We start from the raw sequence: 18,128 nt of genomic DNA, 5'->3' as shown, positions 1-18,128 counted from the left end.
ATCACCGAAAATTATCTTTTAACTGTCTGTTACACAATAATTACCACACTGTTTACCGTAAAGCGTTAATGCCAAAATACACAGTGAATATTTTATTAGATAGATTAAGGAAATCCGTTTTAAACTGTGAATTTGGCATACTTGATCCTTATACATAAATTAATCTGCTAGCATATCAATTTTATATGACTGAATAATGAGATTAAATGAGTTCTATCTCATTTAATTTAATCTTGAACGTCTGCTCGTTATATATACATCCTCACTTTTTGTTACATTGTATTTTTTAAATGTTTCAAGTTGCAACCTTGTATGGTTAGTATGCTACATGTGCTTTTCTAAATTCATCAATATGGATGAAGAGCATGGGGTCAGTTCAGAATGCTTTAGCCACTTCAATCTGCTGAATCTTGGAGCTGTTTTGGTATCGATGCTGAATTAATAACCGTAAAACTAAGGGTGATATTAACGATGGAAATATCAAAATTATCTATGGTCGCACTGCTGTCAGCATTGGCATTCAGTGCCAATGCTAATCTATTGATTAGTGAAGTCTTATATGACGCACCTAATAATGACAGTGTCGAGGAGTTTGTTGAGCTGTTTAATGCAGGGTGCAGTAGCGTTGATCTGAGTCAATATCAAATCAGTGATAACAATAGCAGTTATAACCTACAGGGCAATTTAGCGTCGGGAGCTTACTTTACCATTGCAGCAAATGAATCTGGGTTTAACAATCTGTTTAATGCTACGCCAGATCAATTCCCTATGCCACTAGCGCTGGGTAACTCAGGAGATTTTGTTCGATTGAAAAAAGGCGCTGAGCAGGTTGATCTTGTGGCCTGGGAAGGCGGGATAAGTGGTTGGTCGTTGAATGTGCGTAATGTATCTCTGCATCGCACCACAGCTATCAATACTCAATCTGAGGCGGATTGGGCGGCCAGTAATAACGCTGGCGATCCAGGTGCAGGCTCTTTAACCACAAGCTGTGGTGGTAATGGAGATGGAGGAGGGGGGGATAATAACCAACTGGGTAATGGCCAAGCTAAAACAGGGTTAAATGCAAGTATAGGCCAGACGCTTAAGTATATTGCCGATCTTCCAGCTGGTGCCACGCAGGTGAGTGTGATCCTGAGCGGGGGAACAGGTGATGCCGATCTTTATCTGCGTCAAGGCAGTGAACCCACATTGAATACTTATGATTGTGCTCCTTACCTTACGGGTAATAATGAGCAGTGCGCTGTGACCAATCCCGTTGCCGGGCGTTATTATGTTAATATTCAAGCCTACCAATCTTTTAGCGGAGTGAGCTTAGTGCTGAATTACACCGCAGGAAGTGGTGGTGGTGATGGCGGAGGAGGAGATGGTTCTGGTGGAGATAATGGTGACTATGTCTATGCTACCTATTATGCCAATGCCATAGGTAAGACAGGTGCAGCATTAAAATCGAGTCTTAATGGCAAAATTAAGGCCCATACGCGTTTCAGCTATAGCCAAGTTTGGGATGGCTTGGGTTATGCCGATGAAGATCCTGCCAATACTAATAACGTGATTTTGCTATACACAGGCCGCTCTGAGCCGAAAAGCAATCGTGCAGGCATGAGTAACTCACCCGATGCATGGAACCGTGAGCATGTTTGGGCTAAAAGTCATGGTTTCCCTAGTAGTGGCAAACACGCTTATACGGATATGCACCATCTACGTCCCTCAGATGTCTCTGTGAACGGTAGCCGAGGTAATAAGGATTTTGCCATGGGCGGCAGTGAAATATCTGAAGCGCCGGGTAACAGAACTGACTCTGATAGTTTTGAGCCAAAAGATGAAGTTAAGGGTGACGTGGCGCGTATGATTTTTTATATGGATGTCAGGTATGAAGGTAATGATAGCAGTGGCACACCAGATCTAAGCATTGCCAATGGGACGACAAGCACTGGCCAGCCTTTGCTTGGTGATCTTTGTACCTTGCTTAGCTGGCATTTACAAGATCCTGTCAGTGATTGGGAGCGCCGTCGTAATAACCGTATTTTCGAATGGCAGACCAATCGTAATCCCTTTATCGATAACAGCACTTGGGCCAGTGATATATACGCGAGTTCTTGTCCTTAAATCGCTAAGGTGACATCACGATATATAATCTGTTTTTTAACAAACGCAACCCTATGGCTGCGTTTGTTGTTTAGTCGCCAAGCTAGCATCTCTTAGCTTGTCACTTTGGCCCCAGTAGCTGGCAAAATCGTCAAGTGACATACCAGATTTATTGGTCATTTCAGTGTCACACTCTTGGCTGTAAAGCTGCTTTATGATTGAAAACTCTGCTTTGATCACTGCGCCCATTATTGCTGTGTTCCCCCGTTTATCCTGCAGGCATGCATTGGCACCTTGTTCGAGCAAAGCCGTTGTTGCTTGCTCCTGACCGTTATAGGCCGAAACCATAAGCGCGGTATAGCTTTGTGCGTTACGTTGATCGACGGGAAATCCAGCTTGGATAAAGTGGGTTAACACCTCGACATCACCGGTTCTGGCAGCGGCAAAGAAGTAGTCCATGAGCAACTGGGTCTGTTTATTCAAATCCTTGTCAGTAGAGGCAAGTTCTACTTGCTCATTGTTTTGAACGTGTTCAAATTTAACAGGCTCTGCTAGTGAATAAGAGACATAGAGCAAAGAGATGAAAACACTTGCTGTTAAGTTAGCACTGAGCAAAACAAAAACTGATTTCAGTGACAGTGAGTTAAGCATTAATTAGACCTCGATTAGAAAACGATACCATTGATTTGATTGTATATCGGGTGATTCCCAGTTGCCCGCAAGACGCACTCTAAACAGGGCAGAAAAGAGCAAAATTACGTCTTGCGGGTCTTACTCGGTACTCGTCAATGCTTGCCCTTTAGCGTTTGATGTCTCTCTAGCTGTTGTGAAAATTAACTTTTTGACCTTTGTTTCACTTGGTGTAGGTCACCATTAACGGCCTTAGTGAGTCGTTTACCAAAATCTTGGTCAGCACGGTAAAAGTAACTCAACATCTGGTGCTTAACATTGTTGTCTTTTACCTGTCCTAGATCGCCCGATAAGTTAGCAATCAAGTCGCTCTTATCTTGCTTGCTTAATCCGCGATAGAAGATACCTGCTTGAGTAAAGTTATCCTGTTTATAGATGACTTGTTGCAGTACGGTTCCTGTCACTGGCGTATTAACTGAGCGATAACGGTTATCTTCTGCCAGCGCTAAATGACTGCTTGGCTGATAGTTAACATCACTGGTGGTGTGGCCGTAGTTCGATGCACCATCTTGGTTGTGGTTTGCAATCTTCACCCGTGTCTGGTTAATCGGCAGTTGTGACAAGTTGGCGCCTAAACGATAAAACTGAGTATCGGCATAGGAAAATATACGTCCTTGCAGCAGTTTGTCTTCCGATGGCTCGATACCAGGGATCAAGTTAGAAGGGGCAAATGCAACCTGTTCGGTTTCTTGAAAGAAGTTACCTGGAACACGGTTTAAAGTCATGGTGCCTACTGTTGTTTCAGGCACATCGAGCCACATCTTAGTTGCATCAAGTGGGTTGTAATCAAACTTGCTAAGATCTTCAGGACTCAAAACTTTGACTTTCAGATCCCACTTGGGGAAGTTACCTTTATTAATTTGTGTATAAAGGTCGTCGGTCAGATGGTTGAAGTTTTTACCTTGCATCTGTGTGACTTCACTTGGTCTTAGCCCTTCAACGCCTTGCTGACTCTTCCAGTGAAACTTCACGTATTTAACTTGGTTATCGTCATTAATAAACTTATAGGCGTGTACGCCCCAGCCATCCATTTTACGGTAGCTCGATGGCGTGCCTAAATTAGTGTAAACCCAGGTCAGCATGTTGGTTGCCGTGCCTTCATGACTAAAGAAATCAAAGTAACGATTAGGGTCTTGGATATTGGTAATAGGTGACGGCTTTAGTGAGTGCACCATGTCTGGAAACTTGATTGCATCACGGATGAAGAACACAGGCAGGTTATTACCCACCAGATCCCAATTACCTTGCTCTGAATAGAAACGTGTCGCGAATCCACGAGGATCACGCAAGGTCTCTGGCGAGCCTTTTGAATGAATAACAGTTGAAAAGCGAACAAATACCGGTGTGACTTTACCTTTTTCGGCAAATGGGGCGGCTTGAGTCAGACGGCTTAGGTCATCGCTGGCAACAAATTCACCATGCACACCAGTGCCTCTGGCGTGAACAACACGCTCTGGAATACGTTCACGAGCGAAACGTTGTAGTTTTTGAATCAACTGAACGTCCTGTAAAAGCACGCTGCCGTTACTGCCTGCAGTGATTGAGTTTTGGTTATCGCCTACCGGAGCGCCATTGTCACGGGTTAAGGTTTCAGCCTGAACACTAAATACCAAACTCATCGATAGTACTAAACAGCTTTTTTTTGTTATATCCATTGGATTCTCTTTATCTACAACACACGCTCTTTCTGCCTGCAAACAGTGTAGAACGGAAATAGAGATTAAAAGAAGCGATCTTTATCGATTGGATGAATCATTAAAACCTATTAAGCCTATATTTAATGTGGATTTGTTAATTCTTTTTAGTATTATCAACTAAATATTATCCCTTGAAATTTGATTTGAATCTGACGTAAGGTGAGGCATTAGTTCTTGTGTTTGCTCCTGTATATGTAAAAGTGTTCGAACAAGTATTTCGCTTTATCACATATGATGAAATCCAGCCCAAAATCGATGAATCAGCAATAACAGATGGCCGATATGATCCCAGAAGAGACAGCAAGACTATTTCAATTTCTATCAGAGTTGGGGCTCGATAGCGCAAGCATCGAAGCCACTTTTCTGCGCTCTAAACCTCTCTCTTTACGTGGTAGTGAAGTGTTGTTGACTCAAAACAGTGAGCAGAAATATGGTTACTTTATTCTGGCGGGCATTTTACGAGCCTGTCATTTCGGGGAACAGGGAGTCGTGCGCTGCAAGGAGTTCTATTTCCCCGGCGAGCTGTGTTTTCTCTACACCAGTTGGTTAACCGGTGAGCCAGCACAATATCAGATTGAAACTATAGACAAGGTGCGGGTGATCCAACTGCCGTTGAACCTACTCTCAGAGCCAAAATGGATCCCCGCTCAGCTGAATTTACTGAAACAACAATTACTGTTTAAAGAGCAGAAAGAGGCTTTTTTACTACTAAAAACCCCAGAGCAGCGATATCTGCATTTGCTAGCAGAGTGGCCTTTATGGGCTGAAACACTCAATAATATTCAATTGGCCAGTTATATCGGCATTAGCCCAGTAAGCCTATCGAGATTGAAAGCCCGTCTGATCCGCTAAACTTCTTGGCGAGATTAACTTAAGTTAATTGCTTTGGTATCACTTAACTGCATAATCCAGTTTCGTTTAATTGATGCGGTGTAAGGGGAATCTAGTGTCAGTATTTGTTTGGTCTCAAGTGTTAATCGCCATTGCCATCGTATTCGACATTGCCTCATTTCAATTTAAGCAGCGGCGGCAGATTATCGGCTGTTTGTGTGTATCGGGTGTCTTGATTAGTGTGCACTTTATATTACTTGAACAGTGGACGGCGGCAGGCTTGCTGATGCTGGCAAGTATTCGATATTTCTGCAGTATCTTTACCACCTCAAAACGTCTGATGTCTGTTTTTTTGTTATCGGCGTTAACAATCACCATCGGCACCTTTTCAGGCTTACTCAGTGTGTTAAGTTTCAGCGCCACCGTCTTTCAAACCACTGCTGCGTTTTGCTTGAGCGACCAAAGGTTGCGGCAACTGATGATAGTCGGCACATCACTCTGGTTAGTACACAATTATCTTGCGGGATCGCCCTCAGCTGTCTTGATGGAAGTGTTGTTTATTGGCAGTAATCTGGTTGGGTATTATCGCTATTATGGGTGTAGTCTACAGGTTAAAGAAGTGGCTATAGAGTGAAGGTTGATGACATTTTTCTCTAGAAGGTATGTGCATTAATAATCCAGAAAATCAGTGGCTAACTTGAATGTTTGCTGATAGGTTATTGATTATCTAAAGGGAGTGAAACGCGCAGGTAGCATATTAAGACACTATGTGATCAGGATGGTTTATGAAATATATTCTAGCATTGGTGCTATCTTTATTTATTGCTAGCACAAGTGCAATAAACTTAGGTGAAATTAAGGATAGAAGCACCGAAATGACTAAAAACAATCAAATTAATTATATTGAAATTCCGGCTAAAAATATTGAAGCTACTAAAACTTTCTTTAATCGTGTTTTCGGTTGGTCTTTTGTGGATTATGGACCTGATTATTGTAGCTTCGCTGCTCAGGGGGTCGACGGAGGTTTTTTTAAATCAGATTTAGTTGTATCCACTCATAATGGCAGTCCATTAATTGTACTTTACAGTAATTCACTAGAGATAACCCAAGACAAAATTGAGAAAGCAGATGGTAAAATAATTAAGCCTATATTCTCATTTCCTGGAGGGCGAAGGTTTCACTTTAGCGATCCAAATGGAAATGAATTTGCGGTTTGGTCTGAGTGATTATATACACATAAAGCTAGGCTGGGAGCATTAAGCTTGTCGGTTGGTTTGTCTCCCTTATTAGTTCTGTGTATGGGGTTTTAGATTTAGCAGAATCTTCGCAAACGAAAGTTAGTATACTTGCAGAATAAATCTAACAAAAACTATGGCGCCAATAGCTAGACTTAAGCTTTTGGTGCTTCCCAATGAAACCATCTCATAACATTGAATTCTAGATCACAACTCTTCTTAGCATTCATCAAACAGTTAAAAGTAAAATAACGTGGGATAAAATCTGCGGCCTTAATACTCCAATTTTCTTTATCACGGGTGGAGCCGATTTATATCAACCGCCTTCAAAGATGAGAACCGCTATTCGTGAAATATCTGGTAGTGAAACACTTGTAATACCAGAAGCTGGCCATGCTGTGCAGTGAGAGCAACCTGAATTATTTTTTCGATATAACCTCCTAACAGGTATAAGCGATTAGGTGGTCAGGTTTTATCCGTTATTTCTAAAGTGTCAATAATGCTATAAAACAATGGAATTAAAAACTAAGGATAATTCCATGATAAATAAACTTATATTTTCCACTTTGTTTTTAGCATCAACCGCAGTTAGTGCATCTACTATTTCAGTTGATATGAAGGATTTAAATTCAGGCAAAACAGTTGGTTCTATATTGATAGACCAAAATGAATATGGGGTTGTTTTTAGTCCTAACTTATCTGGATTACCGCTAGGTTTACATGGTTTTCATATCCACGAAAATAATTCATGTGGCACTGCTGAGAATAATGGCAAAACAGTTTTAGGTGGGGCTGCTGGTGGACACTACGATCCAACGAAAACAGGTCAGCATGGTTTTCCGTGGTCAACTAACAATCATTTAGGTGATCTTCCACCGCTTTATATTAATATGGGAGGAAATGCTGTTCAGCCCGTCTTGTCTCCTCGAATTAAACTTTCTGATCTATTCGGCCGTACACTAATGATTCATGCTGGTAGCGATAATCATTCAGATCACCCCCGTGCATTAGGTGGCGGAGGTGCTCGTTTAGTCTGTGGTGTCATCAAATAATATACAACCACATCAAGATGATTTATGACCCAAATGAGTTAACGCTAGGTAACTCTCTGAAAAAGAGGCCTAGTTGCTCTTCTATCCTTCACAACATCTGGTCTACCTAACCAAAAGGTAAATCGAAGAGATAAATACTCAGGTGTGAATGCGGCTGTGAGTTTCGACAGCAAGGATGCTGAGGAGTTGTACTTTACAGTGCCAGTTCAGCATCCATGCTTCTCGTTCGTGAGCTTGAAGCTGCGCTTCACTCACCGTGTCACAGAAGCGTTTACACATTTGGCCTGCTGCAAGCAATAAATAACATTGAAGTAATGGTATCCAGCAAACCAACCAAATCCCCAAACCGCTAAATGAACCCCAAAAAAGAATTTTAAACTTGTTATCTGGCAAGTTGATCAACCTTGTTACTTTCACTGAAACGTCAAGCCTCACTCCACTGACGCAACAGATTGTGATAAATCCCTGCAAGCCTGACAAGCTCTACCTGATTGGGATCTTGGTTGGCTAATCGAAGGGTAGATAACCACCACTGAGAAACGGTGTTGTGGAAATGCTAACTATTATTTCACATGTTAAGCGTTTGTAATGCGGTGTAATATTTTTTTGATTATAGGGGTACTAGTATTTTGAAACCACCATCAGTGGCACTTAGTAAGTGTTTGATCTTGTATCTCATTCAAGTATCAAAGACTGCTGTGAATGACACTGCAATATACATTATAAGCCGTGCTTCTTTAGTGCCTATTTACCCTAGAGAAATGGAGTCTCATGAAAAAAGAACACTTAGACTGGGCTACGACACATTTTAATAGCCATTTACAAGGCGCAGTAGAGCTAGAACTTTGGACTATCCCCTATTACATGTCAGCCATGTATTCGATTAAAGACCGTAGTTCAGAGGCATATCAATTAATTAGAACCGTCATTAATCAAGAGATGCTTCACTTACAATCTGCTGCCAATATTGCTAATGCCTTTGGGTTATCGCCGACCATAGCTCCACCAACTTACGAAAAGAACAAAATTCCACACCTCAACTTGAGCTTTAACCCTTCATCAGTAACTGAACCATACATGAATCATAGTTTTGATATTGGGCCACTTGATGAAGAGCGCGTTAATGGCATGTGTTTTGTTGAACTGCCAGATCAAGGCACGACAAAACCAGAGTTAATACTAGAAACGCTCATCGATCAATACAGCAGTATTGGTGCATTTTACGATGCATTGCGTTTTGGGGCATCAGCCTTAAAGAATGATATAAAAGGCGGCGTAAAACAGGTTGACGCTTTTTCTGCCTTTTATCGCAACATGCCTAATATGGTGATCTCTGAATCTGGAGGAACGGGTCTTGATCAAGTGAATCTGTTAATTGACCTTATTACCGATCAGGGAGAGGGACAATGCAAAAATGGCATAGAGGTACCTGCAGTATTTCAAAATACAGCAGATGACATAGAACCAGAAATTGATCACTTTGAAAAGTTTAGGCAAATCAAAGACAGCGGCAAACTCCCAGAAACCTATGCCGTTAAAGACCCTCGTGATTACACTGCGGAAGATAAAAAATTAGAACAGATCCTTATTCAGCAATTTGGTCAGTTAACCGCACTTCTTCAAGCCCTGTTTAATGGTGATAACCCGCAGAACTTCTTCCCTGTGATGGCTGGCGTAGGCGCTGCTATCACTAACTGCTGGAAGCATGGCGTCACACCCAAGTACAGCAAAACTAATCAACTTTAAGGGAAGTCGCAATGAATAATATCGTATTTAGGGTACACCCAACCGTTAACTTTGCTCGATTTGGTACTAGTGAGGAGTATATTCTTTCGCCCGAAACGAGTGCAGGATTACCCCAAAAAGGGAGCAAGGTAACTGGCGGCCTCCCGATTAAGAAAGGGACTGACACTACCCCGATCTCAAGTAAAGACTTGCGTGATGAAGATGGTAATTTAAAGAAGCAAGCAGCCCGTTTTCGCATTTATGCCTACGAAAAACAGAGTGAGGCAACTTACCCCGATAACAACGGGCTTAAGGACAGCCATGGCGTCGATATCGAAGTGACGATCGGTACCAAGTTACCAGATGGCCGTACGGTGACAGATCTTGTCTGGTCCAGCCACCTCGCCAACAAAAAGGCGGCGGTTTATAACGTGGTAAACAATAAAGGCATTAAGGCTTATGCCGATGGTCAAGTTCCGCAGATGCGTAACCCTGAGGTGCATGGTGAGATAGATGCTCCTTCACGGCTTAATGTCTTGATGATTGATGCTGGGCCAAGGGCCATTCGCGCTTCGAGTAATGAAACCGCCAGCTTTAATCGTTGCTCCACAGCATCATGTGTCAGAGAAAATGCTCAGATAGAGCCCTTACCTAATTATCCCATCCGCTTTCCAGAAGACTATAACGATGAGCTTTACGAGCCTAATGGCCCATTAAACACCTTGGGTGATATGTTAACCGATGATCAGGGCCGTTTGCTGGTTTTACCAAGTTCAGGTAATGCTGTGGGTCAATATGATGAGTATGGTGTGCCGATTCAGATGACAGGCGATCTTAATAATGTCGGTTGGTTTGATTCTGCTGCTGATGGTCCTGTTAATGTCACTCTTGTCTTTGACGACGGCCGCACTGAAGCGGCCTTCGGTGCTTGGGTTGTCTGCGGAGATCCCGCATATGCGCCGCAAATCCGCAATGTGGTGTCGGTATGGGATGATGTTTATGACATGTTTGTGCAGAAACTAAGCTTACAAGATAATCTTTATAGCAAAAAAAATGGTGAGTCAGAGGGCAGTTATAAAGAGAGTTACAAGCCTAATTTTGCCGAAGATATCAAACCTATTTTCATCGCCTGCGATCTGCAGCGTTGGACTGCCAACCTGCCACCGATGGCGTTACATGCCCACAGTGCTGTAGTGAATATTACAGAGCAGAACGATCCAAATGAAACCATTATGGCGGCGCTCAACTTTGTGAGAAACCCCAATAAGGATGAAACAAATATAGGTGCTCCATTGATGCCTCTATCTTTAGGTGCCGCGGGGACATCCTTTATGACGGTCACTAAAACCCAGTACTTTATGTTAGAGCAGTGGAGTAACGGCCTGTTTACCAAAGGGGACGACAGTAAACTCTCTGCTGGTGAGCGAATTGATATGGCGTCAATGGCAAACTGTCTCGGTGGTCGCTACGTGCCGGGTATTGAGGTGAGTTATACCATTATGGATAAGGAGATCTATATTCAGGATTGGAAAGAGTCTGGCTCTGGGCCATTTCGAATCAAACATGATGTTGCAGCATTAGCTTATAGCAATTTAAAGCAAGATACTCCCTACCTCACCAGTGGCTGGATCCCTATGCATGAGATGAAAGATGGGCTGCAACCGGGTGATATCTCTAAGTTCATGGCTACCCCTTGGCAAACGGACTACAACTCTTGCTCTATTCACGCCACAGCAATTAATACTGATGGGGTGAATAAAAGTAACGGCGCAGAATCGACCTTGTACTGGTCATGGCCAGCACAGCGTCCAGATGCGGTTTATGTGGCAGAGGAAGTGTTTAATAATGTGCTGCCGAAACAGCAGTGGTCTATTCGAGGGCCTGGAACCTATGCGATAAACCCTGCGGCGGCAGCTACCTTCCAAGATCCGTTACAATCAGTCAATGATTGGCATAAGATTGGCTTCATTATTCAAGGCACTAACGTGGAGATCGATTCACAAAAGTTCTCTCCTGAGTTCTACCTTGAAGTGGAGAGCCAACTTAGCAGGCCTGGGGATGCAACAGATCCGGTACCAGCATGGCCATTTAATGCTAATCCACCCAAAGCGAAGCGAAAGTGTTCACATTAATCGAGTTGGTAACGACATGTTAAATACAAGATACGATGTTGTCATCTTGGGAGGTGGCCCCGCTGGTTTAGCGGCGGCCATCGCGATTCGAACCAACACAAATGCATCAGTATTGCTTGTTGAGCGACAAGCCCAAGGTGAGATACGTGTTGGCGAGAATTGCCCTCCAGAGATTGTTCTACTGTTAAAGCAGCTTGGGGTTGCAAAAGAGTTTTACGCTGCAGGCCATCAGACTTGCCCAGGTTATGCTTCTGTATGGGGACGTGCCACAACGGGCTACAATGATTTTATCGTTAATCCTCAAGGACCGTCTTGGCGCTTAAACCGACAAGTATTTGATAAGATGTTAGCCGATAGAGCGCAAGCCTGCGGTGTTCAAATATCTTGGTCGACGCGTTTTATCAATGCGCAAAAAAATGACACCGAAGCTGCAGGTTTCACATTAGAGTTTGCTAGCAAATCAGAGGAGGTAGAGTGTGAACTTCAGGCAGGATTTGTCATCGATGCCACCGGATCGAAAGCCAGTTTTGCTGGGAAGCTGGATATTAATAAATCTGTCGATGATGAGCTTTTTGCCACAGTACGTTTTTCTACTCTAGTCCATGGTAGAGGTTCGAAACAGATCCAGTTAGAGGCTTTTGAAGATGGCTGGTGTTATCACGCACTCTTGCCGGCCGAACAGGTGGTGAGCATGATTGTCACCGAAAAAAAGCATCTTGTTAGCCTTCGAGAACATGAGTTTCAAGGGTTTGATGATGCGCTGCGAAGCACCACTCTCATTGGTCCAAGTATTGCTAAGTTGGATCTAAAAGAGCCCTGCTACCACACCTACTGTATTCGGCCTGGCATGTTATCGGCTGCGGAAGGTCACAATTGGATGGCGATTGGTGATGCAGTCTCCAGTTTTGATCCAATAGCGGCGCAAGGTATATATAAGGGATTAAGTCACGGATTGCAGGCTGGTAAGAAAGTCATGGCTTGGTTTGAAAACAGGGAAGATAATTTACACTTTTCGCAACAGGTAAAAAATCAATATGGTGACTACATACGCAATCGCAACCATGTTTACAGTCTTGAACGCCGCTGGAGTCATGCTCATTTCTGGCGTAATCGGTTAAGTAATAGTATTGAGTTATCACAATTGGTTAAGAGTGAATGCTGATAATCTATAGAAAGGGTTCTATGTCTCACTCCACTGACGCAACAGATTGTGATAAACCCCTGCAAGCCTGACAAGCTCTACCTGATTGGGGTCTTGGTTGGTTAATGCCTGAATACTGTTATCAAGATCGAATAATATCCGCCGTTGTTCATCGCTGCGAATTAAGCTTTGTAACCAAAAAAATGAAGCTAAACGGCGCCCTGAAGTGACTGGACTGACTTGGTGTAGGCTGGTGGAAGGGTAGATAACCATGTCGCCAGCGGCAAGCTTGACGCTTTGTTCGCCATAGGTGTCTTGTATGATCAGTTCACCGCCCTCATAGCTTTGTGGTTCACTGAGAAACAGTGTCATGGAGATGTCGGTTCTTACCTTTATTGGGCTATTTGGAATGCTGCGAATGGCGTTATCTACGTGGTCGCCAAAGGTGCCACCACCTTGGTAGCAGTTGAACATGGGTGGGTAGATTTTATTAGGTAGGGTTGCAGCCATAAAAGTTTGCGATCTTGCTAAGGTTGCCAAAATAAAGTTACCCAGTTCATTGGATAACTCAGAACCTTGTGGCAGTTGCAGGTTGTGTTTCGCTTTTATGGCTTGATGTCCTGCGGTGCTCTTACCATCGACCCAATTGGCTTGCTCTAATAAATTGCAGCACTCTTCAACCTGAGCTTTTGACAATACATTGGGGATTTGGACTAACATCTTGCATTCCTATTTTAATGAAATGAAGGCAGCTATTACTTAATGGACAGTGTTAAGTAATAGCTGCCGATATTGCTTATGGTTAATGGCTATGGCTAGAACTGATAGCGTAAACTGAGTTTCATGTTACGACCTGGACCTGGACGGAAATGCCCTTTAGCACTAAAATCTATTATGTACTCTTTGTCGGCGATATTGTCGACGTTAAATTGCAGTAACAAATTGTCGCTAAAGGTGTATGAGGCCATCGCATTAAAGAGGGTTAAGCTACCTGAGTCGAAATATTCAGTGTTACGACGCCAATAAATGTCCCCTGATGAGTATTGCCCTCCAGCCCCTAAGGTTAATTTATCCATATCGTAGGTAACCCACACATTTGCACTATTTTCGGGGGCGGCTGTTAAGCCATTACCTTGTGTTTCTATACTTAAATCTTGGGTGACTTCTGTTTTTTGGTGGGTATAACCGGCAAGTATATTGAGGTTGTCACTTAATTTTCCTGTTACGGTTAGTTCTAGACCTTTTGCCTCCTGTTCTCCGCTGAGAAACGGCGTTCTATTATCATCCCTGTCTATCACGGTTTTTCTGGTTAAGAAAAGGGCTGCACTGATTTGCAAAGATTGATCTAACAGATCCCATTTAGCGCCTAAATCATAACTGGTGGCTTCCTGTGGATCTAACGCATTGTATTGCTTTAATTGCTCCTCGCTGCGGCCACTGAAGGCTAACTCTCCACCAGTTGGATCTTGTGAGTTTGCGACACCAATATAGTAGGTACTGTTTACGTTTGGCTTGTAAGCAATTGAACTATTCCAGCTGACGAAGGTACCATCCACTTTGATATTTTCATATAAGATTGGATCTCTACGGAAATAAGTCGATCCTGTGGCTTGGTAATCTTCGAATCTTGCCCCTAAAGTCAGTAACCAATTTTCAGTGATGGTTAGTGTGTCTAGTGCATAGATGGCCCAACCTTTTCCTTTGGTCTTTGCCGGTTTGCCATCGATATCGACAGAGCCTGTATAGGGGAGGTTAGGGTTAGGATTTGTCAGTGAAACATAGGGATTAGTAAAGACTCGGTTATCGATGAGCTTTTGCTTAGTGACTTCCTCTATATAGTATTCAGCGCCCAGTACCAGATCATGATTTATGCCTGCTGTATCTAACTGAGTGACAGCATCAAATTGAGTGACAAACAAGCTATTTTCTTGATCAATGTTTTGCGTTCTTGAGTGAATATCTATTTCATTGTAATAGGTATATTCACGTGTTTCGGGATCCCGATCATTTTTTAAGATAGGGCGTGAAACGGTGGACTTTTTTTCGTTTCTTGCTACACGAGTCTGACTGCGAAGCATCAAGTTATCACTCACCTGATGTTCAATCAGCAAGGTTCCCATTGCGACTTCAACCTTTTCGAAATCTCGATCTGCCACCCCGTAGTAGTTACCCCATGATGAAGTATCAATAGGGCCCTCTGGTAGTCCTAACTGAGTTGCTGCATTAGCGTTAATCCAAGGTAAGCCCAACATAGGATTATTATCTTGTTTCATATATAGAAAATCAGCCACTATATTGGTTTTTTCACCGACGACAAACTTCATAGAAGGGGCGATAGCTAAGGTTTTATAATCTTCAACATCATTATCTAACGGATCACCACCTTTGGTGTAAAGGGCATTGATTCTCGCGGAAACCGAGTCTGAAAACTGCTGGTTAGCATCGGCAGTAAAGCGTAAACGTTCGGCTTGGTCATAACTGATGTTACTGGTAACAAAATCATCTTGTAAGGCACGTTTAGTGACTAGGTTGATGGTTCCTCCTGACGAGCCTTTGCCGCTTACGCTTGAGTTTGCGCCTTTGGTCACTTCGAGCTGTTCAATGTTAAACATGTCACGTGAATAACCTGCAATATCACGAATGCCATCAATGTAGATATTACCGTTGGCATTGAACCCACGTATGGTGATCTTATCATTGGTGGTGATGTTACCTCCGCCACCTTCACCAGCACCAAATGTCGACACTCCAGTGACGTTACGCAATGCATCATTTAGGCTAGTAACACCCTGATCATTAAGTACTTCACTGGTTATTATGTTGATGGTCTTGGGTGTATCAAGCAAGCTACCTGTGTATTTAGGCGAAGAGGCTTTTTCAACCTTGTATCCCGCTTTTTTCTCTTCTTTGACATGAGTCGTGCTTAGCTCCTTAACTTCATTTGCTTGCGCACTGAGTGCCATCGATACCAGCGCTAATCCCATTGATTTAACTATTAACTTCTTGGTGAATTTACTCTTACTCTCTTCTATTACTCTCTTCATGGTCCTCTTCCTGTTTCTAGTACTTAAGTCTACGTAAATAAGGTTGCGAATCTTAATGAAAATAATTATCATTAGCAATTAATGTTTTAACATTTACAAAAGAGAGTTAACAAAGATGGTGAAACGTATCATCGCTAGGGTTTTATGTTGTTTCAATCTCATTAAGTTCAGCCTGTTTAATACGCTTAATTTGTTCTATTTTATGAAAATTTCTTCTTTTTTTTACAAAAGTTCTAAAACTAATATCCTATTAGTCAGTCAATCTTTAGCTTTACTCTTGCTGTCAATTCAGGGGGTGTCTGCTCAAGGTGTGGTGGCGGAAGCTGATGATTTAGTCGCGAAGTGGTTGAATTTAGAACAGCAATCTAATGCACTAAGTAGTCACTGGATCATGAGTAAGCCGGTTTTGGAACAAAGAGTGGAATTGCTTAAGCGAGAGGAGTTGCAACTAAAAAATCTGCTATCAGCAGATCACAGTGCAACAACTCAAGTGGAAGCTAAGCGAAGCGAGCTATTGGCGTTGCAAAATAATATGGAGTCAGATCAAGCCACATTGAGCCAATGGGTCAATGTTGAACTGAGTCAGGTACAAGGCATTATTGAGCAGTTACCGCCTCCACTGGCAAAGAGTTGGCGAGCCGCGATTAAAGAGAAGCACATTAATATCCAATCCTCAGATTCAGTGAGTGTGGAGCCTGCAAAGAGCAAAGTTAACTCAATCGATACCACCAGTAGCAAGCTTGAGCTGCTGCTCAGTCTTTACCTGCAGTTAAATGAGTTTGAACAGAGAGTCAGCAGCTACGAAACACAAATAGAGACATTGGATGGAGAGGTGCGACTGGTGAAACAGTTATACCTTGGGATATCCAGAGGTTGGTATGTCACCTTGGACTCGCAGAGTGTTGCCGAAGGAGTGTCAACAGTAACAGGCTGGCGCTGGCAGGTGAACGAATCGTTGACTCCAGACACTATCGAAACTGCACTTATGATGATTGCTCACAAAAAAGAAGCCAATTTTATCGAGCTGCCATTTAGTTTAACGGTCGATGCTAAACAAACGCAAACCTTAGATAGAGTTGCAGGAGCGAGTGATGAATAAGTCTACAATTTTGGTGTTAATGATACTTACCCTGATCCCTTTTGTAAGTCAGGCTGATGACGTTAATACCAGCTTTATCAAAGAGATTAAATCGGCTCAGAGCAAGTTAAATCGAACGGAAACCAATATAGCAAAAGAGAAAGCGGCGTTGAGTGGTCAATTAAGTCGAATTGAAAATAGAGTGCTTAAATTGCGTGACCAAACGGCTTTAGCCAGACGGATCTCTGATGAGAAAACCTTGAGTTTGGATCAACTGCAAACACGTCTTAAACAATGGCAGCAGCAGAGTGTTTACCAGAATAACCTATTGCAGCGTTTTGCTCAGCAAAGTGGACTTACCTTAGTTAAGTCAGATGAAAATGGGCTGGTCGATAGCGAGTTAATTGATTACTTGGCGGACTTGAGAGGGGGGCTATCGCCTAGATGGCGTGAGGCAAACGTTGCCATGGAGGATGGTCGTACTCAGGCAGTGCTTGCACTCGATGTAGGGCCAGTGAGTTGGTATGTCGATAACGCTGCGCAAAAAGCTGGCTTGTTGATTAAAGACAACAGCTTAAACAAGGCTAAATCGGGAGAGATAGAAAAATCGGGTCTGGTGCTTGGTGACGAGGTTTATCAATCACTCAGCCAGTTGGCCCAAAGCGGCGAGGGCAGCATTACGTTAGATCCTACCTTAACTCGCGCCGTTAAGTTACGTGGCCAGCAAGAGTCTGTGACTCAACATGTTGAAAAAGGCGGTGTTTGGGCGTTGCCCATTTTAGCTTTTGGTATTTTTGCGCTGGTTATCTCGTTAGCGAAAGCGGTTCAGCTGTGGCGCTTACCGCCAATACAACCCGCGATTTCGGAGCGACTTGGTAACACCTTAGCGATTAAATCAAATGAGGATCGCTTACGTGATCAGCAACATATTGCCGATAAGGTTAAGGGTATGCAGTCTGAGTTAGTTGAGATTGCCTTGAAGGTGAATTCGGGTACTGAGCGAGACGATAAGCTGTTTGCCAGTTTATTGGAAAGTAAGCACACCTTAGAGTATTGGCTTGGTGCGATTGCCATTACAGCTGCGGTTGCTCCCTTGTTGGGACTGCTTGGGACCGTTAGCGGCATGATTGAAACATTTAAATTGATGACCTTATTTGGCGCAGGCGATGCCTCTGCGGTATCCGGCGGTATCTCAGAAGCCTTAGTCACGACTGAGTTAGGCCTGATTGTGGCGATCCCAGCATTATTGTTACATGCACTGCTATCACGTAAAGCCAAAACCTATTACGGCCAATTAGAGAGCTGTGCGATTCACCTAAGCCAGCTGCAACCAACCGGAACCTAAGTAATGGAAACACAGATGTTTAATATTGGTGATTGTCTGGGCGATTCACCTAAGTCAACTACATCCGGAGACT

The 18,128-nt window shown here is 43.1% G+C and carries 14 protein-coding genes and 1 pseudogene; 10 read left to right on the top strand and 5 right to left on the bottom strand.

The window, feature by feature from the left end; translation table 11 throughout:
- The first annotated feature begins 471 nt into the window (after positions 1-471).
- On the top strand, positions 472-2,106 hold the full coding sequence (locus tag HWQ47_RS19450; protein WP_269967689.1) for an endonuclease: 1,635 nt from the start codon (positions 472-474) through the stop codon (positions 2,104-2,106).
- 51 nt (positions 2,107-2,157) lie between these two features.
- On the opposite strand, the gene HWQ47_RS19445 is transcribed toward HWQ47_RS19450, so the two are convergent.
- Positions 2,158-2,736, bottom strand: coding sequence for an ankyrin repeat domain-containing protein (locus tag HWQ47_RS19445; protein WP_269967688.1), 579 nt, complete (start codon positions 2,734-2,736; stop codon positions 2,158-2,160).
- Between the two features lie 182 nt (positions 2,737-2,918).
- Complete coding sequence (locus tag HWQ47_RS19440) at positions 2,919-4,430, bottom strand: catalase (protein ID WP_269967687.1); 1,512 nt, start codon at positions 4,428-4,430, stop codon at positions 2,919-2,921.
- 315 nt (positions 4,431-4,745) lie between these two features.
- On the opposite strand from HWQ47_RS19440, the gene HWQ47_RS19435 reads away from it, so the two are divergent.
- The 4 genes from HWQ47_RS19435 (at position 4,746) to HWQ47_RS19420 (ending at position 7,590) form a co-directional block, all read left to right on the top strand.
- The gene (locus tag HWQ47_RS19435) at positions 4,746-5,324 is read left to right on the top strand and encodes a Crp/Fnr family transcriptional regulator (protein WP_269967686.1); all 579 of its coding nucleotides are present in this window, start codon (positions 4,746-4,748) and stop codon (positions 5,322-5,324) included.
- 94 nt (positions 5,325-5,418) lie between these two features.
- Positions 5,419-5,937, top strand: coding sequence for a YgjV family protein (locus tag HWQ47_RS19430; protein ID WP_269967685.1), 519 nt, complete (start codon positions 5,419-5,421; stop codon positions 5,935-5,937).
- Between the two features lie 241 nt (positions 5,938-6,178).
- Positions 6,179-6,529 (top strand): VOC family protein, encoded by a 351-nt coding sequence (locus HWQ47_RS19425; protein ID WP_269971797.1) that lies wholly within the window; start codon positions 6,179-6,181, stop codon positions 6,527-6,529.
- Between the two features lie 548 nt (positions 6,530-7,077).
- A complete protein-coding gene (locus HWQ47_RS19420) occupies positions 7,078-7,590 on the top strand; it encodes a superoxide dismutase family protein (protein WP_269967684.1) in 513 nt (170 codons plus the stop codon).
- A gap of 424 nt (positions 7,591-8,014) precedes the next feature.
- Here HWQ47_RS19420 and HWQ47_RS19415 read toward each other — a convergent pair.
- Positions 8,015-8,092: pseudogene (locus HWQ47_RS19415) on the bottom strand (PKHD-type hydroxylase); the annotation flags it as partial.
- A gap of 269 nt (positions 8,093-8,361) precedes the next feature.
- On the opposite strand from HWQ47_RS19415, the gene HWQ47_RS19410 reads away from it, so the two are divergent.
- Genes HWQ47_RS19410 through HWQ47_RS19400 form a run of 3 tightly spaced genes read left to right on the top strand, consistent with a single transcriptional unit; the run spans position 8,362 to position 12,609 of the window.
- Positions 8,362-9,336, top strand: coding sequence for a ferritin-like domain-containing protein (locus HWQ47_RS19410; RefSeq protein ID WP_269967683.1), 975 nt, complete (start codon positions 8,362-8,364; stop codon positions 9,334-9,336).
- An 11-nt stretch (positions 9,337-9,347) separates the two neighbouring features.
- Positions 9,348-11,447 carry a LodA/GoxA family CTQ-dependent oxidase gene (locus tag HWQ47_RS19405; RefSeq protein WP_269967682.1) on the top strand — a complete coding sequence of 700 codons (2,100 nt, stop codon included), beginning with the start codon at positions 9,348-9,350 and terminating at the stop codon, positions 11,445-11,447.
- Positions 11,448-11,463: 16 nt separating this feature from the next.
- Positions 11,464-12,609 (top strand): NAD(P)/FAD-dependent oxidoreductase, encoded by a 1,146-nt coding sequence (locus tag HWQ47_RS19400; protein ID WP_269967681.1) that lies wholly within the window; start codon positions 11,464-11,466, stop codon positions 12,607-12,609.
- Positions 12,610-12,627: 18 nt separating this feature from the next.
- Here the strand turns inward: HWQ47_RS19400 and HWQ47_RS19395 are convergent, their stop codons facing one another.
- On the bottom strand, positions 12,628-13,308 hold the full coding sequence (locus HWQ47_RS19395; RefSeq protein ID WP_269967680.1) for a Fe2+-dependent dioxygenase: 681 nt from the start codon (positions 13,306-13,308) through the stop codon (positions 12,628-12,630).
- Positions 13,309-13,403: 95 nt separating this feature from the next.
- On the bottom strand, positions 13,404-15,632 hold the full coding sequence (locus tag HWQ47_RS19390; RefSeq protein ID WP_269967679.1) for a TonB-dependent receptor: 2,229 nt from the start codon (positions 15,630-15,632) through the stop codon (positions 13,404-13,406).
- A 202-nt stretch (positions 15,633-15,834) separates the two neighbouring features.
- On the opposite strand from HWQ47_RS19390, the gene HWQ47_RS19385 reads away from it, so the two are divergent.
- Positions 15,835-16,731 (top strand): DUF3450 family protein, encoded by an 897-nt coding sequence (locus HWQ47_RS19385; protein ID WP_269967678.1) that lies wholly within the window; start codon positions 15,835-15,837, stop codon positions 16,729-16,731.
- Complete coding sequence (locus tag HWQ47_RS19380; protein WP_269967677.1) at positions 16,724-18,055, top strand: MotA/TolQ/ExbB proton channel family protein; 1,332 nt, start codon at positions 16,724-16,726, stop codon at positions 18,053-18,055. Before HWQ47_RS19385 ends, HWQ47_RS19380 begins: the two co-directional genes overlap by 8 nt.
- The last annotated feature ends 73 nt before the right edge of the window (positions 18,056-18,128 follow it).

Source organism: Shewanella sp. MTB7 (assembly GCF_027571385.1).
GTDB lineage: Bacteria > Pseudomonadota > Gammaproteobacteria > Enterobacterales > Shewanellaceae > Shewanella.
Note: the sequence above shows the minus strand (reverse complement) of the source record. Positions and strands in the feature narration are given on the sequence as shown.